This is a genomic window from Paragemmobacter straminiformis (assembly GCF_014243445.1).
GTDB classification, from domain to species: Bacteria; Pseudomonadota; Alphaproteobacteria; order Rhodobacterales; family Rhodobacteraceae; genus Paragemmobacter; species Paragemmobacter straminiformis.
On the sequence record NZ_JACLQD010000003.1, the window covers coordinates 506,676 to 531,721 of the forward strand.

22 protein-coding genes and 1 tRNA gene are annotated in these 25,046 nt (G+C 65.9%); 14 read left to right on the top strand and 9 right to left on the bottom strand.

Annotated features, from left to right (window positions below; genetic code table 11):
• The first annotated feature begins 126 nt into the window (after window positions 1-126).
• The 5 genes from H7F16_RS12880 to H7F16_RS12900 all read left to right on the top strand — a co-directional run bounded on the left by H7F16_RS12880 (window position 127) and on the right by H7F16_RS12900 (window position 7,264).
• Complete coding sequence (locus H7F16_RS12880) at window positions 127-1,737, top strand: SulP family inorganic anion transporter (RefSeq protein WP_185798006.1); 1,611 nt, start codon at window positions 127-129, stop codon at window positions 1,735-1,737.
• 374 nt (window positions 1,738-2,111) lie between these two features.
• Window positions 2,112-4,076, top strand: a complete 1,965-nt coding sequence (acs, locus tag H7F16_RS12885; RefSeq protein ID WP_185798007.1) for an acetate--CoA ligase — start codon at window positions 2,112-2,114, stop codon at window positions 4,074-4,076.
• Complete coding sequence (locus H7F16_RS12890) at window positions 4,073-4,753, top strand: adenylate kinase (protein ID WP_185798008.1); 681 nt, start codon at window positions 4,073-4,075, stop codon at window positions 4,751-4,753. Before acs ends, H7F16_RS12890 begins: the two co-directional genes overlap by 4 nt.
• A 140-nt stretch (window positions 4,754-4,893) precedes the next feature.
• On the top strand, window positions 4,894-6,765 hold the full coding sequence (locus H7F16_RS12895; RefSeq protein WP_206682602.1) for an MFS transporter: 1,872 nt from the start codon (window positions 4,894-4,896) through the stop codon (window positions 6,763-6,765).
• A 109-nt stretch (window positions 6,766-6,874) separates the two neighbouring features.
• Window positions 6,875-7,264 carry a response regulator transcription factor gene (locus H7F16_RS12900; RefSeq protein ID WP_185798009.1) on the top strand — a complete coding sequence of 130 codons (390 nt, stop codon included), beginning with the start codon at window positions 6,875-6,877 and terminating at the stop codon, window positions 7,262-7,264.
• 26 nt (window positions 7,265-7,290) lie between these two features.
• On the opposite strand, the gene H7F16_RS12905 is transcribed toward H7F16_RS12900, so the two are convergent.
• Together H7F16_RS12905 and truA are read right to left on the bottom strand one after the other, a co-directional pair.
• The gene (locus H7F16_RS12905; protein WP_185798010.1) at window positions 7,291-7,572 is read right to left on the bottom strand and encodes a hypothetical protein; all 282 of its coding nucleotides are present in this window, start codon (window positions 7,570-7,572) and stop codon (window positions 7,291-7,293) included.
• A 136-nt stretch (window positions 7,573-7,708) separates the two neighbouring features.
• Complete coding sequence (gene truA / locus H7F16_RS12910) at window positions 7,709-8,479, bottom strand: tRNA pseudouridine(38-40) synthase TruA (RefSeq protein WP_185798011.1); 771 nt, start codon at window positions 8,477-8,479, stop codon at window positions 7,709-7,711.
• Window positions 8,480-8,715: 236 nt separating this feature from the next.
• Between truA and H7F16_RS12915 the strand changes: the two genes are divergently transcribed.
• Window positions 8,716-10,122 carry a YcjX family GTP-binding protein gene (locus H7F16_RS12915; protein WP_185798012.1) on the top strand — a complete coding sequence of 469 codons (1,407 nt, stop codon included), beginning with the start codon at window positions 8,716-8,718 and terminating at the stop codon, window positions 10,120-10,122.
• A gap of 23 nt (window positions 10,123-10,145) precedes the next feature.
• Window positions 10,146-11,096, top strand: coding sequence for a YcjF family protein (locus H7F16_RS12920; protein WP_185798141.1), 951 nt, complete (start codon window positions 10,146-10,148; stop codon window positions 11,094-11,096).
• 98 nt (window positions 11,097-11,194) lie between these two features.
• Here H7F16_RS12920 and pth read toward each other — a convergent pair whose 3' ends face one another.
• Window positions 11,195-11,896 carry an aminoacyl-tRNA hydrolase gene (gene pth / locus H7F16_RS12925; protein WP_185798013.1) on the bottom strand — a complete coding sequence of 234 codons (702 nt, stop codon included), beginning with the start codon at window positions 11,894-11,896 and terminating at the stop codon, window positions 11,195-11,197.
• 36 nt (window positions 11,897-11,932) lie between these two features.
• Here pth and H7F16_RS19685 point away from each other — a divergent pair, with 36 nt between their 5' ends.
• The gene (locus tag H7F16_RS19685) at window positions 11,933-12,997 is read left to right on the top strand and encodes a glycosyltransferase family 2 protein (RefSeq protein WP_185798014.1); all 1,065 of its coding nucleotides are present in this window, start codon (window positions 11,933-11,935) and stop codon (window positions 12,995-12,997) included.
• Window positions 12,998-13,104: 107 nt separating this feature from the next.
• Window positions 13,105-14,427 carry a lyase family protein gene (locus H7F16_RS12935; protein WP_185798015.1) on the top strand — a complete coding sequence of 441 codons (1,323 nt, stop codon included), beginning with the start codon at window positions 13,105-13,107 and terminating at the stop codon, window positions 14,425-14,427.
• 62 nt (window positions 14,428-14,489) lie between these two features.
• Here the strand turns inward: H7F16_RS12935 and H7F16_RS12940 are convergent, their stop codons facing one another.
• Entirely contained in the window at window positions 14,490-15,083 is a 594-nt protein-coding gene (locus H7F16_RS12940) for a 50S ribosomal protein L25/general stress protein Ctc (protein WP_185798016.1), read from the bottom strand.
• Between the two features lie 200 nt (window positions 15,084-15,283).
• On the opposite strand from H7F16_RS12940, the gene H7F16_RS12945 reads away from it, so the two are divergent.
• Window positions 15,284-16,435 carry an MFS transporter gene (locus tag H7F16_RS12945; protein ID WP_185798017.1) on the top strand — a complete coding sequence of 384 codons (1,152 nt, stop codon included), beginning with the start codon at window positions 15,284-15,286 and terminating at the stop codon, window positions 16,433-16,435.
• A gap of 62 nt (window positions 16,436-16,497) precedes the next feature.
• Here the strand turns inward: H7F16_RS12945 and H7F16_RS12950 are convergent, their stop codons facing one another.
• Window positions 16,498-17,661 (bottom strand): alpha-hydroxy acid oxidase, encoded by a 1,164-nt coding sequence (locus H7F16_RS12950; protein ID WP_185798018.1) that lies wholly within the window; start codon window positions 17,659-17,661, stop codon window positions 16,498-16,500.
• A gap of 219 nt (window positions 17,662-17,880) precedes the next feature.
• On the opposite strand from H7F16_RS12950, the gene H7F16_RS12955 reads away from it, so the two are divergent.
• The gene (locus H7F16_RS12955; RefSeq protein ID WP_185798019.1) at window positions 17,881-18,336 is read left to right on the top strand and encodes a MarR family winged helix-turn-helix transcriptional regulator; all 456 of its coding nucleotides are present in this window, start codon (window positions 17,881-17,883) and stop codon (window positions 18,334-18,336) included.
• Here H7F16_RS12955 and trpA read toward each other — a convergent pair.
• Together trpA and H7F16_RS12965 are read right to left on the bottom strand one after the other, a co-directional pair.
• Window positions 18,333-19,124: a tryptophan synthase subunit alpha gene (gene trpA / locus H7F16_RS12960; RefSeq protein ID WP_185798020.1), complete on the bottom strand. Its 792-nt coding sequence runs from the start codon at window positions 19,122-19,124 to the stop codon at window positions 18,333-18,335. The two genes, H7F16_RS12955 and trpA, sit on opposite strands and share 4 nt — an antisense overlap.
• A gap of 79 nt (window positions 19,125-19,203) precedes the next feature.
• The gene (locus H7F16_RS12965) at window positions 19,204-19,635 is read right to left on the bottom strand and encodes a VOC family protein (RefSeq protein WP_185798021.1); all 432 of its coding nucleotides are present in this window, start codon (window positions 19,633-19,635) and stop codon (window positions 19,204-19,206) included.
• A gap of 132 nt (window positions 19,636-19,767) precedes the next feature.
• Between H7F16_RS12965 and ychF the strand changes: the two genes are divergently transcribed.
• The 3 genes from ychF to H7F16_RS12980 all read left to right on the top strand — a co-directional run bounded on the left by ychF (window position 19,768) and on the right by H7F16_RS12980 (window position 21,267).
• The gene (gene ychF / locus H7F16_RS12970) at window positions 19,768-20,865 is read left to right on the top strand and encodes a redox-regulated ATPase YchF (RefSeq protein ID WP_185798022.1); all 1,098 of its coding nucleotides are present in this window, start codon (window positions 19,768-19,770) and stop codon (window positions 20,863-20,865) included.
• A 55-nt stretch (window positions 20,866-20,920) separates the two neighbouring features.
• Window positions 20,921-21,136 (top strand): hypothetical protein, encoded by a 216-nt coding sequence (locus H7F16_RS12975; RefSeq protein WP_185798023.1) that lies wholly within the window; start codon window positions 20,921-20,923, stop codon window positions 21,134-21,136.
• Between the two features lie 41 nt (window positions 21,137-21,177).
• Window positions 21,178-21,267, top strand: a tRNA-Ser gene (locus H7F16_RS12980).
• 1,405 nt (window positions 21,268-22,672) lie between these two features.
• On the opposite strand, the gene H7F16_RS12985 is transcribed toward H7F16_RS12980, so the two are convergent.
• Window positions 22,673-24,163: a YfjI family protein gene (locus tag H7F16_RS12985; protein WP_185798024.1), complete on the bottom strand. Its 1,491-nt coding sequence runs from the start codon at window positions 24,161-24,163 to the stop codon at window positions 22,673-22,675.
• The gene (locus tag H7F16_RS12990; RefSeq protein ID WP_185798025.1) at window positions 24,160-25,041 is read right to left on the bottom strand and encodes a DUF7146 domain-containing protein; all 882 of its coding nucleotides are present in this window, start codon (window positions 25,039-25,041) and stop codon (window positions 24,160-24,162) included. The genes H7F16_RS12985 and H7F16_RS12990 overlap by 4 nt, the downstream gene beginning before the upstream one ends.
• Between the last annotated feature and the right edge of the window lie 5 nt (window positions 25,042-25,046).

A 25,046-nucleotide genomic window follows, 5' to 3' on the forward strand; every position in this document is an offset into this window, starting at 1 on the left:
CATCGGAGGGTGGGGGGCATGGGCTGTCGCATATCAAGGCGAGGCTGTTCGAACCGTCCATTCTGCCGCGTTGACTTGCCCGCCCTAGAGGCGTTTGCTGCACCGCAAAACAGGCATGGTGGCGACATGAGCGCGACAGGCACCTTTTCGGCCCAGTTTACCCCGAAGATCATCACGGTCCTGCGCGAGGGTTACCGCTTTGCGGACCTGCGGGCCGATGCCATCGCGGGGTTGACCGTCGCCATCGTGGCGCTGCCCCTAAGCATGGCGATTGCCATTGCCAGCGGGGTCGGGCCGGAGCGGGGGCTTTATACGACCATCGTGGGCGGGTTCCTTGTTTCCGCGCTTGGCGGGTCGCGGTTCCAGATCGGCGGGCCTGCGGGGGCGTTCATCGTGCTGGTCGCGGCCTGCGTCATGAAAAGCGGACTCGACGGGTTGATCCTTGCCACCTTCCTTTCGGGGTTCCTGCTGATGGCGGCGGGGCTGCTGCGGTTGGGAACCTATGTGCGCTTCATTCCCTATCCGGTGACGGTGGGGTTCACGGCGGGGATCGCGGTCATCATCTTCTCGAGCCAGATCAAGGACCTGTTCGGGCTGACCCTGACGGGCGGAGAGCCTGCCGAGATCATCGCCAAGGTTCAGGCGCTATGGGCGGCGAAGGGGACGGTGACGCCTGCGGCCTGCGCGCTGGCGCTGGGGGTCGTGGCGGTCATCCAGGGGCTGAAGCGGGTCAGGCCGCATTGGCCGGGGATGCTGCTGGCGGTGATCGCGGCTTCGGTCATTGCCGCGGTTCTGGCGCTGCCGGTGGCGACCATCGGGTCGAAGTTCGGGGAATTGCCGCGCGTGCCGCCTGCGCCGGCCTTGCCCGCGATGGATATGGCGAAGATCTGGGCGGCGCTGCCTTTTGCCCTGTCCTTCACCCTGCTCGGCGCGATTGAATCGCTGTTGTCTGCGGTGGTGGCCGACGGAATGAGCGGGCGGCAGCACCGGTCCAATGCGGAGCTGGTGGCGCAGGGGGCGGCGAACATCGGATCGGCGCTGTTCGGCGGCTTCTGCGTGACGGGAACCATCGCGCGGACGGCGACGAATGTGCGGGCCGGATCGCGCGGGCCGGTTTCGGGGATGCTGCATGCGCTGTTCGTGCTGGCCTTCATGCTGGTCGCAGCCCCCCTTGCGGGGTTCATTCCGCTGGCCGCGCTTGCCGGAGTGCTGGCCGTGGTGGCGTGGAACATGGCCGAGAAGGAAGAGGCGTGGCAGCTTTTGCGGTCGAGCCGTGCGGATGCGCTGGTGCTGCTGGTCACCTTTGGGCTGGTGGTGTTCCGCGACCTGACCGAGGGGATCGTGGTCGGCTTCGCGCTGGGGGGGCTGGTGTTCATCAGCCGCATGTCCGAGGCGGCCGAGGTGGAGGGCGAGACCCCCTTTGCCACCGATGACGGCGAGCGGGTGATCTGCCGTCTGCGGGGGCCGTGGTTCTTTGGCGCGGCGGCGCGGCTTGGGTCGGTGCTGGACCGGATCGCGGACAGGCCAAGGGAATTCGTGCTGGATCTGACCGATGTGCCGATGATCGATTCATCGGGGGTGCGGTCTTTCCTGCTGCTCGCGCGCAAGATGGCGCGGCGGGGCGGAAGCCTGACGGTGGTCGGCGCGCGCCCGCAGGTTGCCGAGGCGTTGCGCCACCACGGGTTGAAGGCGCGGTTCGCGGCCGATCTTGCCGCATTGGGCGCGCCGGAGCGGTAGCGCAAACATCTACAGGCAGGTGATTCGTGGCGAACGGGGCCGTGCTTGGCCCTGTGGCGGGCTTGTCGCGGCCCTGTGGCTGCGGCAAATGGCGCGCCGCGCCCGCATGGGGCCAAAGGCGCGATTCCCTGGACAAAGCGGCGTTTGCGGGGGCTGAACACAGCGCCTTGAATGCAAAGTGAATTTGGCCGGATTTACGCCAGATTTACGGATTTAACCAATATTCTGCAAATTAATTGACAGAAAAATCGTTGCAGCAATTAGAGTTAGCTGTAATTTTACGCATAGTGTAAAAGTGCAGGTGGGAGAGGGGTCGCCATGTCGGGCGGCCGATGCAAGCGGGTGGACCGGCCCGCGTTACGGGAGGACTGACTATGGCGGATACCGCACAGCCGACGAAGGCCTATACGGCCTCGTCCGATTTCATCGCCAAGGCGCATGTCGATGCGGCGGGCTATGAGAAGATGTATGCGGCTTCTGTCGCCGATCCGGTGGCCTTTTGGGCCGAACAGGGCCAGCGCATCGACTGGATCCAGGATTACACCAAGGTCAAGGACACGAGCTTCGAGCTGGGCAAGGTCTCGATCAAATGGTTCGAGGACGGCAAGCTGAACGTCAGCGCCAATTGCATCGACCGCCATATGGCCCGCCGCGCCAACCAGACGGCGATCATCTGGGAGCCGGATGATCCGAAAACCCCCGCGCAGCACATCACCTATGCGCAGTTGCTGGAACAGACCTGCCGCATGGCGAATGTGCTCAAGAAGCACGGGGTGAAAAAGGGTGACCGCGTCGTCCTGTACCTGCCGATGATCCCCGAGGCGGCTTATGCGATGCTGGCCTGTGCGCGGATCGGGGCGATCCATTCGGTGGTGTTCGGCGGCTTCTCGCCGGACGCGCTGGCGAACCGGATCAACGATTCCGAAGCCAAGGTCGTGATCACCGCCGACTGGGCGCCGCGCGGCGGCAAGAAAACCCCGCTGAAAGGCAATGCCGACCAGGCGCTGCTGCATTGCAGCGACAAGGTGAAGTGCCTTGTGGTGAAGCACACGGGCGACCAGACGCACTGGACCGAAGGGCGGGATTTCGACCTAAAGGCCGAGATGGAGGTTGTCTCGCCCTATTGCGCCTATACCGAAGTCGGCGCGGAGGACCCGCTGTTCATCCTTTACACCTCGGGGTCGACGGGCAAGCCGAAGGGGGTGGTGCATACCTCGGGCGGGTATCTGGTCTATGCGGCGATGACGCACCAGCTGACCTTTGATTACCATGACGGCGACGTGTTCTGGTGCACCGCCGATGTGGGTTGGGTCACGGGGCACAGCTATATCGTCTATGGTCCGCTGGCGAATGGCGCGACCACGATCATGTTCGAGGGCGTGCCGACCTTCCCCGATGCGGGGCGGTTCTGGGAGGTTTGCGCCAAGCACAAGGTGACGCAGTTCTATACCGCGCCGACGGCCATTCGCAGCCTGATGGGGCTGGGGCCGGAGTGGGTGGAAAAGCACGACCTGTCGTCCTTGCGTCTGCTGGGGTCGGTGGGCGAGCCGATCAACCCCGAGGCGTGGAACTGGTACAACACCCATGTCGGCAAGGGGAAATGCCCGATCGTCGATACCTTCTGGCAGACGGAGACGGGCGGTCACCTGATCACCCCGCTGCCGGGGGCCATTCCGCAGAAGCCGGGGTCGGCGACGAAGCCCTTCTTCGGCATCCGGCCCATCGTGCTGGACCCCGCAAGCGCCAAGGTGCAGACGGAAACGGAGACCGATGGCGTGCTGTGCATCGCCGACAGCTGGCCGGGGATGATGCGGACGCTGTGGGGCGACCACGCGCGGTTCGAGGAAGCCTATTTCAGCCAGTATCCGGGCTATTACTTCACCGGTGACGGCTGCCGCCGCGATGCGGACGGGTATTACTGGATCACCGGCCGCGTGGACGATGTGATCAACGTATCGGGCCACCGTATGGGCACGGCCGAGGTTGAATCGGCGCTGGTGGCCCATGCCAAGGTGGCCGAGGCGGCGGTGGTGGGCTATCCGCACGACATCAAGGGGCAGGGCATCTACGCCTATGTCACGCTGATGAAGGGCGAGGAGCCGACCGAGGCCCTGCGCAAGGAGCTGGAGGCCTGGGTGCGGACCGAGATCGGCCCCATCGCCAAGCCCGACCTGATCCAATGGGCGCCGGGCCTGCCGAAAACCCGTTCGGGCAAGATCATGCGCCGCATCCTGCGCAAGATTGCCGAGAACGACTTCGGCGCGCTGGGCGACACCTCGACCCTTGCCGATCCGTCGGTGGTGGATGACCTGATCGCCAACCGGATGAACAAGGCATGAGCGAGGTGCTGGTCAAACCGGCGGTGCTGATCTTGCTGGGCCCTCCGGGGGCCGGCAAGGGCACGCAGGCGCGGATGCTGGAGGAGGACTTCGGTCTGGTCCAGCTTTCGACGGGTGACCTGCTGCGCGCCGCGGTTGCGGCCGGAACCGATGCGGGCAAGCGCGCCAAGGCTGTGATGGAAGCGGGGCAGCTTGTCAGCGACGAGATCGTGCTGGCCATCCTGAAGGACCGGATGGCTGCGGATGATGTGGCGCGTGGCGTGATCCTTGACGGTTTTCCGCGCACCGACGGGCAGGCGGCGGCGCTGGATGCGCTGCTGGACGCCGCCGGACAAAGCGTGACGGCGGCCATCTCGCTTGATGTGGATGACGAGGCGATGGTGGGCCGCGTGTCGGGCCGCTACACCTGCGCGGCCTGCGGCGAAGGCTATCATGACGAATTCAAGCAGCCTGCCCATGCGGGTGCTTGTGACAAATGCGGCGGCACGGCGTTCAAGCGCCGCGCCGACGACAATGCCGAAACGGTGCGCGAGCGGCTGAAGGCCTATCACGCCCAGACGGCGCCGTTGATTTCCTATTACGAGGCCAAGGGCGTGCTGCACCGGATCGACGCGATGGGGTCCATCGCCGGTATCCGCGCGGCGCTGTCGGGCATCGTCAGGGGTGTCGCGGCATAGACGGGGGTTGTGTCCGGGAGGAGCCGGTCACGACAGGAAGGGGGACGGCTGCGCCATGTGGTGCCCCGAAGGGGGTGGCGGGGCGGCCGAACAATAAGCGTAACGGTCGGTTTCAGACCGGACAACAAGGAGGAAGCCTAATGGCGACTACGGAAATGAACGTCAGGGACCGCTCGCGGCCCATGACCAGCGAGGAAAAGAAGGTCATTCTTGCCTCGTCTGCGGGAACCATCTTCGAATGGTACGACTTCTATCTTTACGGCTCGCTCGCGGCGATCATCGGCGCGCAGTTCTTCACCTCGTTCCCGGAAGCCACGCGCAACGTCTTTGCGCTGCTGGCCTTTGCCGCCGGCTTCATCGTGCGCCCCTTCGGCGCACTGGTGTTCGGCTCGCTCGGTGACCTGATCGGCCGGAAGTATACCTTCCTGATGACGATCCTGATCATGGGCATGTCGACCTTCCTCGTCGGTCTGCTGCCGGGCTATTCCTCGTGGGGTGCTGCGGCTCCGATCATCCTGATCGGCCTGCGCATGTTGCAGGGCCTGGCGCTTGGGGGTGAATACGGTGGCGCTGCGGTCTATGTGGCCGAACATGCCCCCGCCAACCAGCGCGGCTATTTCACAGCCTTCATCCAGACCACGGCGACGCTGGGCTTGCTGCTCTCGCTTATCGTGATCCTGTCGGTGCAGGGCTATGTGAACGGCCATTGGGATCCGACGCCGGTTCTTGACGCTGCGGGCGCTGCGGTGATGAACGCCGACGGCACGCCGAAGGTGATCAAGGCGTTCGACCTGTGGGGCTGGCGCGTGCCGTTCCTCGGCTCGATCTTCCTGCTGCTCATCTCGCTTTACATCCGTTTGCAGATGAACGAATCCCCCGCCTTCAAGAAGATGAAGGAAGAGGGTGCCGCCTCGAAGGCTCCGCTGCGCGAGGCTTTCGGCCAGTGGCGCAATGCCAAGATCGCGATCATCGCCCTGCTGGGTCTGACCGCCGGTCAAGCCGTGGTCTGGTATTCGGGCCAGTTCTACGCGCTGTTCTTCCTTCAGAACGTCGTCAAGGTCGACAGCTTCACCGCCAACGTGATGGTGGCGTGGTCGCTGATCCTTGGCACCGGCGGCTTCCTGTTCTTCGGGTCGCTGTCGGACAAGATCGGCCGTAAGCCGATCATCCTTGCGGGCTGCCTGATTGCCGCGCTGACCTACTTCCCCGTGTTCAAGATGCTGACGACCACCGCCAACCCGGCGCTGGCTGCGGCGCAGGAAACGCCGGTCGTAGTGAGCGTTGCGCCGGAAGACTGCTCGTTCCAGTTCAACCCGACGGGCACGGTGAAGTTCACCTCGTCCTGCGATATCGCGAAATCGACGCTGGCGAAAACCTCGGTCAACTATTCGACCGTGGAAGATGCGGCGACGACCATCGCGCAGGTGAAAGTGGGCGAAACGGTTGTGGCGTCCTATGACGGTGCGGCCAATGCCAAGGCGATTGCCGAAGCGACCGCTGCGCTGGACACCGCCAAGGCGGGCACCGACCAGGCGGCCATCGACGCGGCGCAGGCTGCGCTCGACGCCGAGAAGGGCGTGAAAGCGGCCTTCGAGAAGAGCCTGAACGACGCGCTGGGCGCTGCGGGCTATCCGCTGGTGGCCGACAAGAACGAGACCGTCATCAAGGCGCAGAACGTGGTCGATATCTTCACCGGCCAGAAGATCAAGGTCGTGCTGATCCTGACCTATCTGATCCTGCTGGTGACGATGGTCTACGGCCCGATCGCGGCCATGCTGGTCGAGCTGTTCCCGACCCGTATCCGCTACTCGGGTCTGTCGCTGCCCTACCATATCGGCAACGGCTGGTTCGGTGGCCTTCTGCCTGCGACCGCCTTTGCGATCTCGGCCCAGACCGGCAACATCTATGGCGGGCTGTGGTATGCGATCGTGGTTGCGGTGATGACCGTGGTGATCGGGGCGATCTTTGTTCCGGGCGGCACGCACAAGAAAGACATCTTCGCCGACAAGTGATCGGTCAGGTGTGAACGGCCGGGGCGTGGAGACGCGCCCCGGTCGGTTTATTGGCGGTGTAAGCGGTGCTTTCGGTCTTTCCGCCCCTTCAGCTGCAAGGACATGACCCATGCCCGCAGATGCGAAGCGCCGGGTTCTGGTCGTCGAGGATGACGACAATATCGCGACCGCCCTGCATTATGTGGTGAGCCGCGAGGGAATGGCCTGCGACCGCATCGCGAGCGGCGCCACGGCATTGGACCACATCCGCGCCACGCGGCCCGATCTGGTTCTTCTTGATATCATGTTGCCCGAGGTGTCGGGTTACGAGATCTGCGAAGGCATCCGGCGCGATCCGGTGCTGGCTGCGACGCGGGTGCTGATGATGACGGCGCGCGGATCGGCGCAGGAACAGCGCCGCGCGCTGGCACTGGGGGCGGACGGGTTCATCTCGAAGCCCTTCGACCTTGGCACGCTGCGCGGCGAGGTCTGGCGGCTGCTGTCCCCGGCTGCGGGCTGAGGCGGGGCCGGACCAGCCCCCGCGCCTTAGCCGCGCGCGCGGCGGTAGAGTTCCCAGACGCCCAGAACGATGCCGAGGATGACGGCATTCGACAGAAGTCCAGCCGAGATCTGTCGCCACATCGGTTCGCCCAGACCTTGGGTGATCGTCACGGGGATGATGATGGCGACGAAGGCGATGCCCGAGGCGAGGGGCAGAAGCGTGCCCGTCACGGGGCGGGTGCGCAGCATCGTGATGACGAGCCCCACGATCAGCACGATGCGGAACGGGTCGCTCAACTGGGACAGGATCAACTGGGACAGGGTCATGCGGGCCTCGTATCGTTTGGGGCAGTTTTAGACGAGCGGCGGGGTGCTGCAAGGGAATTGCGGCGGCAGGGGGGCTGCCGCCCCCCGGGCGCGGCCGCGCCCTCCCCCTGCGAGTATTTGGGCAAGGATGAAGCGGTCAGGCGAAGGGGTCGTGATCGTAGCCGACGCCGGTGAGGTAGAGGCCCTGGGGCGGGCAGACCGGGCCGCAGGCGGCGCGGTCGCGGGCGTCGAGGGCGGCTTTCACCTGTTCGGGGGGCCATGTGCCGGCGCCCACGCGGTGCAGCGTGCCGACGATGGAGCGGACCTGATTGTGCAGGAAGCTGCGGGCGCGGAGCGTGAAGCGGTATTCCGTGCCGTGGGCGTGGGGCTGTTCGGTGATCGTCAGCTCGTCGAGCGTTTTGACGGGGCTTTTGGCCTGACAGAGGGTTGAGCGGAAGGTGGTGAAATCGTGCTTGCCGACAAGGTGGGCCGCGCCGCGCCGCATGGCCGCGAGGTCGAGCGGTTCGGGCACTTGCCAGACGCGGTTCTTGTCATGCGTGACGGGGGCGCGGCGGGCCAGAAGGCGGAAGAGGTAGCGCCGTTCGAGCGCCGAGAAGCGGGCGTGGAAGTCGTCGGCCACGCGCGCGATCCTGAGGATGGAGACGGGATGGTGGCGCAGATGGTAGTTCATCGCCCCTGTCAGGCGAAAGCAGTCCCAGTCGCGGGGCAGGTCGATGGTGGCGACCTGACCCGTGGCGTGGACGCCTGTGTCGGTGCGGCCTGCCGCGGCGACGGTGTGGGGGCCGGGTTCCAGATGGGCAAGGGCCGCTTCGATGCAGCCCTGCACGGTCAGCTGGCCGCCGCCCTGCCGTTGCCAGCCGTTGAAGGGCGTGCCGTCATATTCGATGAGGAAGGCGTATCTGGGCATGGGCGAAGGGGTTAGCGGAAGCGGCGCGGTGAGTAAAGGGAAGGGGCAGCCTTGCTGCATTCGCGCGGGCAGCGCTGCCGGGCGCCGCGGTTTGCGCCCGGGCCGCCCCTTTGCCGCGCCGCCCGCGTTTCGGCGTGAGCGGTGCATCGGCGGGGGTATCGGTGGGGGTATCGGTGGGCGCATCTACACAGCGGGGCCCGGCGTGCCTATGTTGGGCGTAACGAAAGGGGTCCGCCTTGGCCTTGCAGAATATTCCGGACGGAATCGTCCGCAGCATCGAAGGGGCGGTTGCCCGCGCCTCGGGGTCTTTGGAGCCTGTGGTCCGGCTGGGCGTGACGGGGCTGAGCCGCGCGGGCAAGACGGTCTTTATCACGGGGTTGGTGGCGAACCTGCTTGACCGCGGGCGCATGGGGCAGCTTTCGGCCGTGGCGCAGGGGCGGGTCGAGGCGGTCTATCTGCAACCGCAGCCCGACCTGACCTTGCCGCGTTTCGACTATGAGGGGCATCTGGCCGCGCTGACGGGCGATGCGCCGCATTGGCCGGAAAGCACCAAGGCGGTGTCCGAGCTGCGCCTGTCGTTCCGCGTGCGTCCGTCGGGATTTCTGGCCGGGCTGACGGGGCCGCGCGTGGTGCATCTGGATATCGTCGATTATCCGGGGGAATGGCTGCTTGACCTGTCGCTGCTGGAGCGGAGCTATGCCGACTGGTCGGAGGCCGTGCTGGACCGGATCGCCAAGCGGGCGGAAGCGGGCGAGTTCATGGCCGTGGTGCGGGCCGAGGACGGGTCGCTGCCGCTGGACGAGGGGCGGGCGCAGGCGCTGGCGGCGTGCTACACGCGCTATCTGTTCGCGGCGCAGGCGGCGGGGCGGGGCGATTGCACGCCGGGGCGGTTTTTGTTGCCCGGCGATCTTGCCGGGTCGCCCGTGCTGACCTTTGCGCCGATCCCGCGCCCGGCCAGCGCGGCGCGGGGCAGTCTTTGGCGCGAGATGGAGCGGCGTTACGACGCCTATCGCGCGCAGGTGGTGAAGCCCTTTTTCCGCGACCATTTCGCCAGGATCGACCGCCAGATCGTGCTGGCCGATGTGCTGGGGGCGATACATCGCGGGCCGCAGGCGGTCGAGGAACTGCGCCGCACCATGGCCGATGTGCTGGGCGCGTTCCGCCCCGGCCGCAACGGCTGGCTGACGCGGATTCTGGGAGGGCGGCGGGTCGAGCGGATCCTGTTTGCCGCGACCAAGGCCGACCATCTGCACCACAGCCAGCACGCGGCGCTGACCGCGATTGCCGGGGCGCTGCTGCGCGAGGCCAAGGACAGGGCCGAATTCGCGGGGGCCAGAACGGCGGCGCTGTCTTTGGCGGGGTTCCGCGCCACGGTCGAGGACGAGGTGATGCGCGACGGTGTGGCGCTGGCGGTCGTGCGCGGCCGTGTGGGCGACCGGACGCTGGCGCTGTATCCGGGGCGCTTGCCCGAGGATCCGGCGCGCCTGCTGGCACCGGCACGGCAGGGGGCGGAGACCTGGCTGGAAGCGGAGTTCGGGCTGATGGCGTTCGAGCCGTCGCGGATGGCGCTGAAACCGGGGGACGGGGTGCCGCATATAAGGCTGGACCGCGCGGCGGAATTTCTGTTCGGAGACAAGCTGTGAGCGACAAGCCCTTCGTCATCGAGATGGAAGAGGGGGTTGACCCCTCGCTCGCCCCGCCTGTGCCCGAGGCGGAGGGCCGCGCGATGCAGGTGGCGCTGGCCTTGGGGGCAAGGCGGCGGTCGAAGCTGGCGGCCTTTGCGGGATGGGCCTTTGGCGCATTGTTTTCCTTTGTGATTTCGGTGGCGCTTTATGACTTTGTCGCCTCGCTTCTGGCGGCGAATACGGTGTTGGGGGCGGTGGCCTTCGGGCTGGTGGCGCTGGCCGTGGCGGCTGCGCTGTTGCTGGCGCTGCGCGAGGCTTCGGCCTTTTGGCGCCTTGCGCGGTTGGACGGGTTGCGGGCGAAGGTGGCGGCGGCAGGCACCTTGGCCGAGGCGCGGGGGGCGGTGGATGCGGTCGCAGCGCTTTATGCGGGGCGGGCAGATCAGGCCTGGGGTTTGGCGAGATTGGCCGAGCGGCGGGGCGATGTGATGGATGCCGATGCCCTTACAGGCTTGGCCGAGGTCGAGTTGATGGCGCCGCTTGATGCCGCCGCGCGGTCCGAGGTGGAGGGGGCTGCGCGGCAGGTCGCCACGGTGACGGCGCTGGTGCCGCTGGCGCTGGCCGATGTGGCGACGGCACTTTACGCCAACCTGCGGATGATCCGCCGCGTGGCCGAGATTTACGGCGGCCGGTCGGGGATGTTCGGGTCGATGCGGCTGTTGCGGCGGGTGTTCGGGCATCTGGTGGCCACGGGGGCGGTGGCGCTGACCGATGACATGATCCACTCGGTGGCGGGGGGCGGGCTTTTGTCGAAGCTGTCGCGCCGGTTCGGCGAGGGTGTGGTGAACGGGGCGCTGACCGCGCGTGTGGGGTTGGCCGCGATCGAGGTGTGCCGGCCCATGCCCTTTGTGGCCCTGCCCAAGCCGGGGGTGACGCAGACGGTGAGCCGTGCGCTGGCGGGGTTGTTTTCGCGGGGCGGAGAAAGCGTTTCCTGACGCAGGAAACGCGACGGAATTTGACGCAAATTCCGGTCGGGAGGGTGGGGGGCGATTTCTGCGCCAGAAATCGGGGCGGAATTTGTGTCAAATTCCGCCTAGCGGAACTTGTCCATCAGCTTCTGCATCGGGTTGCGCGTATCCTCGGGGGCGGGGTCTGCCGCCTTGGGCGCTTCGGTTTTCGGCTGTTTCGGCCCGCCTTGGCGTTCCGTTCCGGTCGATGCGCGCGGGGGGGCGGTGCGCAGGGCCACGGCGTTGAGGAAGCGGGCGCCGTCGCCTGCTGCAAGCGCCTCGGCCCCTTCGGAGAGGCCGCGGAGGAGGTCTTCGAGCCAGTCGCGTTCGACCTTGGCAAAGTCGTTCAGGACGTAAGCGGCCACGGCGTCCTTGTGGCCCGGATGGCCGATGCCGAGGCGGACGCGGTTATAGGCGTCGGTGCCAAGGTGCTGGTGCATCGAGCGCAACCCGTTGTGGCCCGCGTGGCCGCCCCCCGCCTTGACGCGGGCCTTGCCGGGGGCGAGGTCGAGTTCGTCGTGGAATACGGTGATGTCGGCGGGGGTGAGCTTCCAGAACTCCATCGCCGGACGGACGCTTTCGCCCGAGAGGTTCATGAAGGTCTGGGGTTTCAACAGCAGGACCTTTTCGCCGCCAAGCTGGCCTTGGGCGACAAGGCCCTTGAACTGCGCCTTCCACGGGGAAAAGCCGTGGTCGGCGGCGATGCGGTCAAGCGCCATGAAGCCGATGTTGTGCCGGTTGCCCGCGTATTTCGCGCCGGGATTGCCGAGGCCTACGAAGAGTTTCACGCCGCACCCCCTTTGGTTCGGCCCTTGGAATGCCCGATGGGCGGATGTGGCGCAAGCCTTGACGGGCAGCACGGCGCGGTCATGCTGGGGCCTGTGACGGGTGCGGGGGTGTCGATGCGCTATGCGGTGGTCTGTTCGGTGCGCGACGAGGGGCCGTTTCTGGTCGAATGGGTCGCGTGGCAACGGATGCTTGGCTTTACCGATGTCGTGGTGGTGACGAATGACTGCACCGACCATTCGCCCGCGCTTCTGGACGCGATGGAGGGGATGGGCTGGCTGACGCATCTGCGCTGCGATGTGCCTTCGGGCGAGCGGATCACGGCGACGAAGCTGGCGGCGGCGAAGCGGCTTGAGGCCGTGGCGGGGGCCGATTGGGTCATGGTTGCGGATGTGGATGAATTCCTGAACATCCATCGCGGCGCGGGGCGCTTGCCCGACCTGCTCGGGGGGTTCGACGAGCCGTTTCTGGGCATGTCGATCCCGTGGCGGGTGTTCGGCACGGCGGGGCGGGAACAGTGGGAGGACGGGGTGCAGCACCGCATGCATACCCGCGCGGCGACACGCGAGCACAAGCTGTCGGGCTGGGTGAAGTCGATCCACGGGCATGCCGACTGGTTCCTGCGGCTGGGGGAACATTCGCCCAAAAAGCTGAAGCCGCAGCGGATGCGCGACTGGGGGCTGCGGGGGATGCGCTGGATCAACCCTTCGGGCCAGGAGTTGAGCGGCTGGACCCCTGAGGATGACAGCCTGCGCACGCTGCCGCTGTCGCTGCGCGGGTTCGAGGTGGCGCAGGTCAACCATTTCATGCTGCGCAACCGTGAAAGTTTCGGGCTGAAGCGGGGCAGCCTGTCGCCCGTGGCGGGGAAAGACCGCTACACGGACGAATATTTCGACGTGGCCGACCGGAACGAGGTGGAGGATGTCACCATCTTGCGCCATGCGGCGGCTTTTGATGCGGTTCACCTGCCCATGATGGCCGAGGCGCAGGTGGCGCGGTTGCACCATCGCTGTTGCGCCGATTACGTGGCGCGGCTGGCGGCCAAGGCGGGCGGCGATCCGCGCGGCGATGCGCGGTGGCAGGGGCATATGGCGCGCGCCTGACGGGGGTTGCCGCCTTGTCGCGGGCGCCGTGGCCGAAGGAAGGGCTTGCGCAACCCGTTGCGGAACGGCCATGTGCCTGCCGGAACCGCAGCAAACCCGAGGCCCCCATGCCCGCAAGCCCCGCCGACAGCGCCATCTACCGCCAGCTTTTCAGCGATGACGAGGGGGCGCGGCTGTTTTCGGACAGCGCCGAGCTGCGCGCCATGCTGATCGTCGAGGCAGCGCTGGCCAAGGTGCAGGGCGAGACGGGCCTGATCCCGCCGGAGGCGGCGGCCTTTATCGCGCGGGCGGCGCATGAGGTGCAGATCGACCCTGCGGGGCTTGCTGCCGAGACGGGGGTGAACGGCGTGCCGGTTCCGGCGTTTCTGGCGGCCTTTCGCAAGGCGGCGGAAGCGCCCGATCTGATGCAATACTTGCATTGGGGGGCGACCAGTCAGGACATCATGGACACGGCGCTGGCGCTGCGGTTGCGGCGGATGCTCGAGCTGTGGCAGGCGCGGCTGGATGCGGTCTTGCAGCGGTTGGGCCGTCTGGCGCGCGACCATGCCGACCTGCCGATGGCGGGGCGCACCTTCGGGCAGGCGGCGACGCCGGTCAGCTTCGGGGCTGTGGTCGCGGCATGGGGCTGGCCCCTGCTGGGCTGGCGCGACGGGTTCGACCCGCTGCGGGCGGCGGTGCTGAATGTCTCGCTTTCAGGGGCGGCGGGCACGCTTTCGGCGATGGGCGAGGCCGGGCCCGAGGTGCGGGCGCGGCTGGCCGAGGCGTTGGGGTTGGCCGATCCGGGCCACAGCTGGCACAGCGACCGGTCGGGCATGGCGCGGCTGGCGGGCTTTGCGGCAGGGCTGGCGGGCAGTCTGGGCAAGATGGGCGAGGATGTGATCCTGCTGGCGCAATCGGGGCTGGCCGAGGTGTCGCTGGGTGGGGGCGGGTCGTCGTCGACCATGCCGCAGAAGCGCAATCCGGTGGCACCATCGGTTCTGGTGGCGCTGTCACGGCAGGTGATCGGGCTGGCCGCTACGATGCAGGGCGCAGGGCTGCACCGCCAGCAGCGCGACGGGGCGGCGTGGTTCACGGAATGGCTGACGCTGCCGCAGATGTGCATCTCGACCGGCAAGATGCTGGCGCTGGCCGAGGGGATGCTGGCCGGACTGACGCCCGACGGCGAGGCGATGCGGGTGCAGCTTGATGGCGGGCTGGGGCTGATCCATGCCGAGGCATTGGCCTTTGCCCTTGCCGCCCGTCTGCCGCGGCCCGAGGCGCAGGCCGAGGTCAAGGCGCTGTGCGCAAGGGCGCTGGACTCGGGCCTGCCGCTTGCGGCGCTGGTGGCCGAGCGCTTTCCCGATGGTGATTGGGCTGCGCTTTTCGGGGCAGGGGGGCTGGGACAGGCCCCAGCCGAGGCGCGGGCCTTTGCCGCCCGTCTGGGCCACTAGGCGCGCGGCAAAGCAAAAGGGCGCAGGTTTCCCCGCGCCCTTTGGTCAGTCTTGGTCAAAGATCACTCGTCTTCCGAAGCCACGAGGCCGGTCGGAGCGTCGATCTTGGCGATCACGAAGTTGCGGTTGATCGTCGGCTTGGCGCCGGCGGGCAGGGCCACGTCTTCGATGTGGATCACGTCGCCGATCTGGCGGCCGGTCAGGTCCACGGTGATGTGGTCGGGGATGTCACCGGCCAGCACCTCGAGTTCGACTTCGGCGCGCACGACGGTCAGGGTGCCGCCACGCTTGATGCCCGGCGAGGCCGCAGCATTGTCGAAGTTCACGTGGATGAACAGGTTGATCCGCGATTCGTCGTGGATGCGCATGAAGTCGACATGCGTCGGCAGATCCTTGACGACGTCGCGCTGGACGCCGCGGCAGATCACGTGGACTTCTTCGCCGCCTTCGATCTTCAGGTTGAAGAGCGTTTGCAGGAAGCGGCCCTGACGCAGGCGCTTGAGCAGGTAGTTGTAGTTCAGGTTGATGGGCGAGGGCTCTTTGCCGTCGCCATATACGATGCCGGGTACGTAGCCCTCACGACGAGCTTGACGAGCGGCCCCCTTGCCTGTCCCCGTCCGTACCGCAGCCTGAAGATCGGGGATCTCGCGAGCCATGGTGGTTCTCCATAAATAAGTCCGCCGCCCTCCAAGGGTGTGCGACGCGACCGGGGGGCTATAGCCGTGATTCGCCATGAAGGAAAGCGGGAAAAGGGCGGTTTCGGGCGGCTCTGTCGCGGACGGTGCCTGCCTGTCGCGGCCAGACTTGCCCGCGGCGCGGCCCCGTCCTAGCTGCGACGGACAGGAGTTTCCAGCCCATGTCGATCTTTCGCACCCTTGCCGTGGCCCGCGCGCCGGTTGCCGCCTTTGCCGCGATGGGCGTGCTGTGGGGCACCTTTGCCGCCGTGCTGCCGGACCTGAAGGACCAGGTCGGCGTGGACGAGACGCGGCTGGGGCTGATCCTTTTGCCGACCCCGCTTGCGGCGGTGGTGGCGATGCTGCTTGCCCCGATGATCGGCGCATGGCTTGGCCGCGTGGCGGTGCCGGTGGCGGCGCTGGCGATGGCGGCCAGTTTCGCCTTGCCCGGGCAGGTGACGGTCGCCTGGGTCTTTCCGCTGGCGATGATGTGCTGCGGGGCGGCCACGGGCTTGACCGATGTGCTGATGAATGCCCGCGTCTCGGCGCTCGAGAACGAACGCGGGTTGCATCTGATGAACCTGTGCCATGCGGCCTATAGTTTCGGCTATGCGGGCGGTGCCTTGCTGACGGGGGCGATGCGGGGGGCGGAATGGGGCCCTGCATGGGTCATGGGAAGCTGCGCGTTGCTGGCGGGATGTTGCGCGGCATTGTCGTGGGAGAGGGATGGCGCGATCCACGGGCTGCGCAAGCCCAAGGGCGGCGGCGCGGCGGCGCGGTTGGGGCTGGTTCCGCTGATCGGGGGCGGGATCGTGCTGATCGCCTTCCTGACCGAGAACGCGGCGGAAAGCTGGTCGGCGCTGCATATCGAAAAGACGCTGGGCGGATCGCCCGAGCAGGGCGCGATGGGGCCTGCGGCGCTGGCGCTGACGATGGGGCTGTCGCGGCTGGCCGGGCAGGGGCTGGTGACGCGGCTCGATCCGTCGCGGGTGCTGATGGGGGGCGCGCTTCTGTCGGCGCTGGGCGCGCTGGGCGCGGCTTTGGCGACAAGTCCCGAAATGGCCTATGCGGGGTTCATCGTGATGGGGCTTGGGTCTTCGGTCATCGCACCCACGGCCTTTTCGCTGGTCGGGCGGCTTGCCACGGCCGAGGCGCGGGCGCGGGCGGTGGCGCGGGCGACGCTTTACGGCTATTTCGGCTATTTCTTCGGCCCGCCGACGCTGGGTTTTCTTGCCGGAACCTTCGGGCTGCGCTTTGCCTTTGTCTTTGCCGCCGCGATGCTGATGATGGTGCTTGTGCTTGCCCCGATCATGGCGCGGCAAAAGGCGGACTGACGGCGTTCTGCCCGCGTCCGGCCCTTGCGCGCGCGGGGCGCCCCCGCGCGGGCGGTTTGCCGCTAGGCCCAGAGCCCCTCGAAATCGGCCGGAACCAGCAGGTTGTCGCGGCTGAGGTTCTTTACGTTCTTTTCGCCACAGAGCGCCATCGTGATGTCGAGTTCCTTGCGGATCACCTCGAGCGCGGCGGTCACGCCAGCCTCGCCCATCGCGCCGAGGCCGTGGATATAGGCGCGGCCGATGAAGGTGCCCTTGGCGCCCAGTGCCAGCGCCTTGAGAACGTCTTGCCCCGAGCGGATGCCGCTGTCCATGAACACCTCGGTCCGGTCGCCCACGGCGCGGACGATGGCGGGAAGCATGCGGATGGCCGAGAGCGCGCCGTCAAGCTGCCGCCCGCCGTGGTTCGAGACGATGATCGCATCGGCCCCGAAATCGGCGGCGCGCTTGGCGTCCTCGACGTCGAGGATGCCTTTGAGGATCAGCTTGCCGCCCCATTTGTCGCGGATGCGGGCGATCTTGTCCCAGTCGAGATGCGGGTCGAACTGTTCGTTGGTCCAGCTCATCAGGCTCGACATGTCGCCGACGCCCTTGGCGTGGCCCACGATGTTGCGGAAGGTGCGGCGCGGGGTGCCGAGCATTTCCAGCGCCCATTGCGGGCGGATGGCGATATCCATCAGGTTCGGAAGGGTCAGGCGCGGCGGGGCGGAGAGGCCGTTCTTGAGGTCCTTGTGCCGCTGCCCGAGGATTTGCAGGTCGAGCGTGAGGACCAGCGCCGAACAGCCCGCCGCGCGGGCGCGCTCGATGGCGCTGTCGACGAACTCTTCGTCCTTCATCACGTAGAGCTGGAACCAGAAGGGTTTCTTGCTGTGGGCTGCGATGTCCTCGATCGAGCAGATCGACATGGTCGAGAGGGTGAAGGGCAGGCCGAATTTCTCGGCGGCGCGGGCGGCCTTGATCTCGCCATCGGCCCTTTGCATTCCGGTCATGCCGACGGGGGCAAGGGCCACGGGCATGGCGACAGGCTCGCCGATCATGGTGCTGGCGGTGCTGCGGCCCGACATGTCGACCGCAACCTTCTGGCGCAGGCGCAGCTTCTGGAAATCGGTCGTGTTCTCGCGGAAGGTCTGCTCGGTGTAGCTGCCGCTTTCGCAGTAATCGAAGAACATCTTGGGCGTGCGGCGCTTGTGCAGACGCTTGAGGTCGTCGATGCAGGTGATGACGGGCATTTCGGCAAACCTTTGCTGATTGGTTAGTTCATCTTACCAATATCGACGTTCCGGCGCAATCCTTCCCATCCGAAAGGTCTAGGGCCGTGCCTCTGGCTGCCCTGTCTTGTGCCTCTGGTCAGATATTCGTGCGGTCTTGCCCGATCTACGAGGTTCGGGATGGCACCACTTCGTTCCGGTTCGGACGTGTTGGTGCGGTATGGAACCAAGGGTGACGGTATGCAGGACAGGGACGCGGGCCATTCGGGCCTTTTGGGTTTTTTCGCCGAGGTCAGCGCCTTTGACCAGATGGTGCGCGCGCTTGTCGAGGCGCGGTTGCCCAAGGGGTTCCAGTGGTCGCAATTCGCGGTGCTGAACCATCTGTTCCTTGCGGGCGAGGGGCAGACCCCCGTGGCGCTGGCCCGCACCTTCGAGGTGCCGAAAACCTCGATGACGCATACGCTGATCGTGCTGGAAAAGCACGGGCTGGTCAGGATCGAGCCGAACCCCAAGGACGGGCGGTCGAAACTGGTCTGGCTTACGCCCAAGGGGCGCACGCTGCGCAGCGTGGCGATGACGGCGCTTGGTCCCGATCTTGACGCGCTGGCCGCGCGTGTGGATGTGCAGGGGCTGGCCCCGCTGCGGGCGGCGATGTTCGGGCTGCGTCAGGTGATGGAGACGCTGCGCGACGCCTAGGCCGAATGCGCGCCTGCCGAGAGGCCCGCGACGAAAGCCAGAACCTCGGGCACCGAGCGGCCCGCGCCGATTTCCTTGACGATGGCCGAACCCACGACGCAGCCGTCCGCCACAGAGGCGATGGTGCGCGCGGCGTCCGGCGTCGTGATGCCGAAGCCCACGATCACGGGCAGGTCGGTTGCGGCCTTGATGCGGGCAACCTCGGGGCCGACGTTGGTGGCGACGGCCGCCCCCGCCCCGGTGATGCCGGTGATCGAGACGTAATAGACGAAGCCCGACGTATTCTGCAGCACCTTGGGCAGGCGCTTGGCATCGGTCGTGGGTGTCGCGAGGCGGATGAAGTTCAGCCCTGCCGCCTGTGCGGGGATGCAAAGCTCGCTGTCTTCCTCGGGCGGGAGGTCGACGACGATCAGCCCGTCGATGCCGGCGGCTTTGGCATCGGTCAGGAAGCGGTCGACGCCGCGCGAGTAGATCGGGTTGTAATAGCCCATCAGCACGATGGGCGTGGTGGTGTCGCCCTTGCGGAAGCTGCGGACCATGTCGAGGATGCGGTCCATCGTCATGCCCTGTTCCAGCGCGCGCTGGCCGGCAAGCTGGATCGTCGGGCCGTCGGCCATCGGGTCGGTGAAGGGCATGCCGAGTTCGATGATGTCGACGCCGGCGGCGGGAAGCCCCTGCATCACGGCGAGCGAGGTCGCATCATCGGGGTCGCCGCCCATGATGTAGGAGACGAAGGCTTTCTTCCCCTCGGCCCGAAGCCGCGCGAAGGTATCGTCGATTCTGGTCATGTTTTGCCCCGCCCCATTCAACACCACAGGGGGTTTCGCACGGGCGGGCGGGAAAGATCAACCCGCCCGTTGGCGGGGATCATGCGTCGGCGGTGGCGTCGAGCGGTTCTTCGGGCGCGACCGAGATCATCCAATGCGTGCCGTAGCGGTCCTTGAGCATTCCGAAGCCGCGCGAAAAGAAGCTGGGGCCGAAGCCTTGCACCACATGGCCGTGGTCGGAGAGGGCATTGAAAAGGCGCTGCCCTTCGGAAACCGTGTCGGCCACGGTCATGATCGAGACGGCCGATTGCGGGTCGGCCGGCATTCCGGGGGGGTAGTCGGACGCCATCAGCATGCCGTCGGGCAGGGTCAACTGGCCGTGGATCACCCGTGTCGGGTCGCGCATCGTGTCGTCCATTTCCGGCGCGTCGGAATAGCGCATCATCGACAGGTCCTCGGCCCCGAAGACATCGGCGTAGAAAGCCAGCGCCTCGGCGCAATGACCGTCGAAATGGATGTAGGGAATGGGCATGGCGGCCTCCTCGGCTTGGGTGGGGACAGTGTAGCGCAACAGGCCCGAGTCGGGGGATTTTCCCGGGGGAACTTGATAACCCCGCCCCCGCAAACTAGAAGCGGCCCGTTCAGGATAACGGAGAACGGCGCGATGGGTTTCAAGATGGGGATCGTGGGTCTGCCGAATGTCGGCAAATCGACGCTGTTCAACGCGCTGACGCGCACCGCCGCCGCGCAGGCCGCGAATTTTCCGTTCTGCACCATCGAGCCGAATGTGGGCGAGGTGGCCGTGCCCGATGCGCGGCTGGACAAGCTGGCCGCGATTGCCGGATCGAAGCAGATCATCCCGACGCGGATGACCTTCGTCGATATCGCGGGGCTGGTGCGGGGCGCGTCCAAGGGCGAGGGGTTGGGCAACCAGTTCCTGGCCAATATCCGCGAATGCGACGCCATCGCCCACGTGCTGCGCTGTTTCGAGGATGGCGACATCACCCATGTCGAAGGCCGGATCGACCCCGTCGCCGATGCCGAGACCATCGAGACCGAGCTGATGCTGGCCGATATGGAATCGATCGAGCGGCGGCTTGCGAACCTTGCCAAGAAGCTGCGCGGCGGTGACCAGGACACGCTGGATCAGGACCGGCTGCTGCGGGCTGCCCTTGCCGCGCTGAACGCGGGCAAGCCTGCGCGCACCGTCAAGATCGACCCCGAGGACGAGCGCCAGTGGCGGATGCTGCAACTGCTGACCGCCAAGCCCGTGCTGTTTGTCTGCAACGTCGAGGAATCGAAGGCCGCGACCGGCAACAGCCAGTCGGACCGCGTGGCGGCGATGGCCAAGGCGCAGGGGGCGGCTTCGGTGGTGATCTCGGCCCGGATCGAGGAAGAGATCAGCCAGCTTGCCGATGACGAAGCGGCGATGTTCCTCGAGGAGATGGGCCTGCAGGAGGCGGGGCTCGACCGTCTGATCAAGGCGGGCTACGCCCTGCTGGGTCTGCGCACCTATTTCACCGTCGGCCCCAAGGAGGCCCGCGCCTGGACGATCGAGGCGGGCTGGCTTGCCCCGCGCGCGGCCGGGGTGATCCACGGCGATTTCGAAAAGGGTTTCATCCGGTCGGAAACCATCGCCTACGAGGATTATGTCGCCGGAAACGGCGAGGCGGGCGCCAAGGAGGCGGGCAAGTTCCGCGTCGAGGGCAAGACCTACGAGGTCAAGGACGGCGACGTGCTGCATTTCCTGTTCAGCGGCTGACCCGAGGTTTGCCGCGGCGGGAAACCCCTTGCCCGGCATCGTGCTGAGATGCAGAATGACGCTGTGCCGACGGGGCTGTTCCCGCCGGATGTACGAGTGGTGCCAGATGTTGGACGCCGACCAGATCGAAGGGTTCCGCGCTGCCTTTGCCGATGCGCGACCCGCTTGCCCGCCGCAAGCTGCGGGGCTGGCCCTTGCCGCCCGCCGCGCGGCAGCCGCAGGATCGCAGCCATCGGCAAATCCGCCCGTCGCCGCACCGAAGTCGCCATAACCCCCTTGCACGCCCCCCCAGCCCCCGTTATTGCGGTCGGCGGAGCTGTGGCCGAGTGGTCGAAGGCACACCCCTGCTAAGGGTGCAGACGGGGAACCGTCTCGAGGGTTCGAATCCCTTCGGCTCCGCCATTTTACCCACTTAAGTATATGATTTTATTGGGAAATCGGATTTTACTTCCCCCAAAAAATCCCCCTCATCGCGCCGGATGCCCTAGGAATTCGGCGGAACAAGTGGCGATTTGGAGCCGTGATGTTTGACGATGCAGACTTCCTAAATCGGGGTTTTCGGTTCCTTACGGAGCGGCCCGAAGCTTGGCTTCCCTACGTTCTTCTACTTGCGGGCATTGTCGGGGGATTGGCCATGCTTCTGCCGAAACGCCGAAGCCGCCCCTGCAAATGGAAGCGGCTTGGCTACAGGTCGGGAACGCGCCTAGTGAAGTGGCAATGCAAAACGTGCGGGGCAGAAGCTTTCACGCCAAGCCGCGCAGCGCCCAAGGAATGCAAGCGAAGCCTTCGCCCCTCGGTTCTCTAGGTTCTGTAGGCAGGTGGGAGCGGTTTGACTTCATTTGGCTCATTTCGAGTCCCAGAGCATCCATCGCCCCCTTTTTACGGCGCGGGAAAATTCCCTTTTTTTATGGCGTTCGAAAATTCGGCTTTCCGTCATTGCAGAAAGGCACCCTAAAATTGCCCTAAGGTTCTGTCGTCCAAAGCGCCTTTCCATGATAATGGAAAGCTATGGCCACTACTTGCAGAGCTATTTCAACGAAAGAAACATTCCACCTAAGGAGCTTCTCATGGGCAACTACTTCATGTCTTGTGCGCTTGCGGTTTGCATGACTTTAGCGGCCCCACAATGGTCGTTTGCCGTAGAGCAAATTTGGGTTGTCGACTCTTGGACGTGTGCCGACTGGGCTTCTAGAGCTAAAGGTGCAACGCCCTTAGAACCCCACTTGGTCGGCCTTATAAATGGCATGTCTATGGGGTCTGGACTGGATTTGTGGGGGCGACCCACAAAGGTCGCAAAGGACCAAGTGTTTTTTTGGATGGACCAGTATTGCGCTTCGCATCCGCTAGACGGCTTGCTCCAAGGTGCCGCAGCGTTCGCTATTGAACGGCGGGGAACGGACTGGAGCGATAAATTTAAGGAATAATCTTTCTCACAGCCCGCTAGCAATCAAACCGTCCTTTGGTCGGCTATCGGAGCCTTGCCCGGCCTAGCGCGTCATACTCCACGTGGCCCGATGCCCTTAACCTCGCTTCGGCTTGCCATGCCCTTGTAGCGCCCCAGCCCAGCGCAACGGCTGCTGCCCCGTAGGTAGTCGGCCCCGATGTTGCCAGCATATCGGCCAAGCGTTCCGCGTCGGCTGCCCCGTCGGTTTCGGGATTTCGAGCCGTAGGGGCTGCTACACTCGCTACAATTGCTACACGGGGTCGGGGCGGGTCATGCTTTGTAGCGGTTGTAGCGGTTGTAGCAGGGGTGAAGGTTGCAGGGGGCTTGTCGCCCCCCACTATCCCGGCAACGGCTTGCTGCACGTCAAACCACATTTTCCGCACCGACTTTAAGCCACGCTTCCTTCCTTGCCGCGCCGCGAATGACGGTCCCGCGTTCGAGCGGGATTAACCAATTATGCGTAACAAGAAGGGCGATTGCAGCCTTAGCTTTCGGAGCTTCTCGTAGTGCGTTCGGCCCAAGCTGCACCACGTCGCGCACGGTCACTTCCCGATGGGGAAAGCTATCCAAGAGCCAAGCCCGCAAGGTTTCGGCCCTTTCGATTTCTGCCGATACCGTTGCCGCGTCGGCGAGCCGCAAGGCTTCGGAAAGGTAGAATTGCGCCAAGATGATACCGTCGGCCATTGTCGCCACGTCAACTTGCGGGGCGTGCAGGTCGCGCCACAAGGTCAGCACCCCGGCAATCCGCGCCGCTTGTTCGGCTATCTTGGAAGCGCTGCCCGTCACCCGCCGAAGGCTTCGGCCCGGTGCTTGTTCCGCCTCTATAGCATCGGCGAATTGCACCAAGAGCGCCCGAGCGTCGGGGGCGAGATGCAAAGGGCGGGTTTCGAGCGCCCGTGTTTCGGGATGGATGGGCAAGGGCGTTTGCAGAATAGCGTTCAGCCGCGCCCCGAAGGCTTCGAGCGCTGCCCGGTCGCTTCGCGCCAAGGATGCTAACCGCGTTCCGATGGTGCTGGGCGGTTCGGTCACAAGGAAGCGTGCCAGAAAGCCCGTATCGCCTGCCATCGGATCCGCCATGAAGGTTCGCGCCACACCGGGCTGCACCATGAGGTGAACCGACAAGCGCCGCCCATACATGGTTAGAGAGCCTTCGCCGTTAAGCGTGCGCTTGATGGGCTGCCCCTGCCATGCGTCGTTCAAGGCTGCCAGCGTGCTTTGGCGGTTCTCCGATTTCATGGCATAGCCGCCAAGGAATTGCCCGCCTTCGTCCGAGAAGATGCCAAGCGCCGGGCAGCCTTCGCGGAATTGCCGGGTCAGCCCTTCATAGGTCGGGCTTCTGACCGTGCGGTCAGCCGTTGGCGGGGGCGACGGTTCCGGCCCTAGCTTTTCAAGGTCAGCCCGCGCAGCTGTGCGCTTGTCGGGCTTCTTGGTGTCGGCCATTATCCGTTCACGTTCGGCCTTCCATATCGCGTGACTGTTTTTCCACGTTTCTAAATCGGCTTGGCGGGCTTGGTCTTGTTCCCGTTCATAGGCCCAGAGCGGGGCCAAGAGCGCCTTATCGCAGGTGGATTTCCGTTCGCCCGATAGCGCGATGGTCAGCGCATAGAGCGAAACCGGGCTAAAGCCGCCAAGCGTTTCCACATCGGCAAAGCCCTGCACGGCCAGAGCCGCCACCGCCAAAGCCGACTGGGCAGGAATTGCCACAGGGGCTTGGCTTTCCCCCTGCACAGCTTCGACGGCTTCCCGAAGCGGCCCCAAGGCTGCCACGGGGTAAGGTTCGCCCTTGGGTATTTCACGCAAGAGCGGTTGCGGCCCTTCGCCTTTGAATTCGATTTCTTGCGGTTGCGCGTTCATGCCAGCACCGCCTTTCCCGTTAAAACGTCGTTCCAGTCAGCCCCATCCGGGGCGGGAAGGATTGAGACAGCCCAGCCCAGCGCCACGGCACGTTCGGCCAGAGCGTGCGCCGCTTCGCGCCCCGGTTTGTCGCCGTCGCTTGCAATGGTCAGCCGTGAAGGGGCGGGGGGCAGCCGAAGCGTTGCAAGGCCAGACGTGGATAGCGCCGCCCATATCGCCGTAGGGGCCGAAAGAAGCCCGTAGGAAAGGCTTAAGGCGGTTTCCAGCCCTTCGGCCACGGCAAGCGCACCTTGCCCCTGCGAGAGCCTTACAGCGCCCCCAGACGTAGCGCCCAGCATCGCCTTTGCCGGGGCCACGCCAGCCTTGCCCGAGCCGTCGGCCCGTAGGTAGGTCCGATGCACGGCAAAGCCGATAGCGCCTTCGAGCCGCGCTACCATTGCCGGAAAGCGCTTGGCCGATTGATGCCAGCACGCCGGATGGAAGCGAAGTGACGGGGGCAGCGCCCCGCCGATGCCACGGCCCCGAAGGTATGCTTCGGCTGCCGTTCCTTCGATGGGCTGGGCTTCTTGCCAGAGCCGTTCCGCTTGCGCCGCACGCTTTGCCGCTTCGGCCCTTTCTGCGGCTTCGCGCTGGGCAAGGGCTATCGGGTCGGGGGCGACGAACGCGCCGCCCCCTTCGATAAGCCCCAAGCCCCTCAAGGCTTCCACGATTGCCGCGAAGTCGCAGCCTGTATGGCATTTCGCCAAGAGCCGCCCATTGCTGCCGTCCGAGAGCGACAAGCTGGGCTTGCGGTCGCCGTGCGCCGGGCAACGGCAAAGCCCGTAACGGCCATGCCACTTGCCGCCCAATGCTAGGACGATTGTTCGAGCGTCGGTCATTGCGG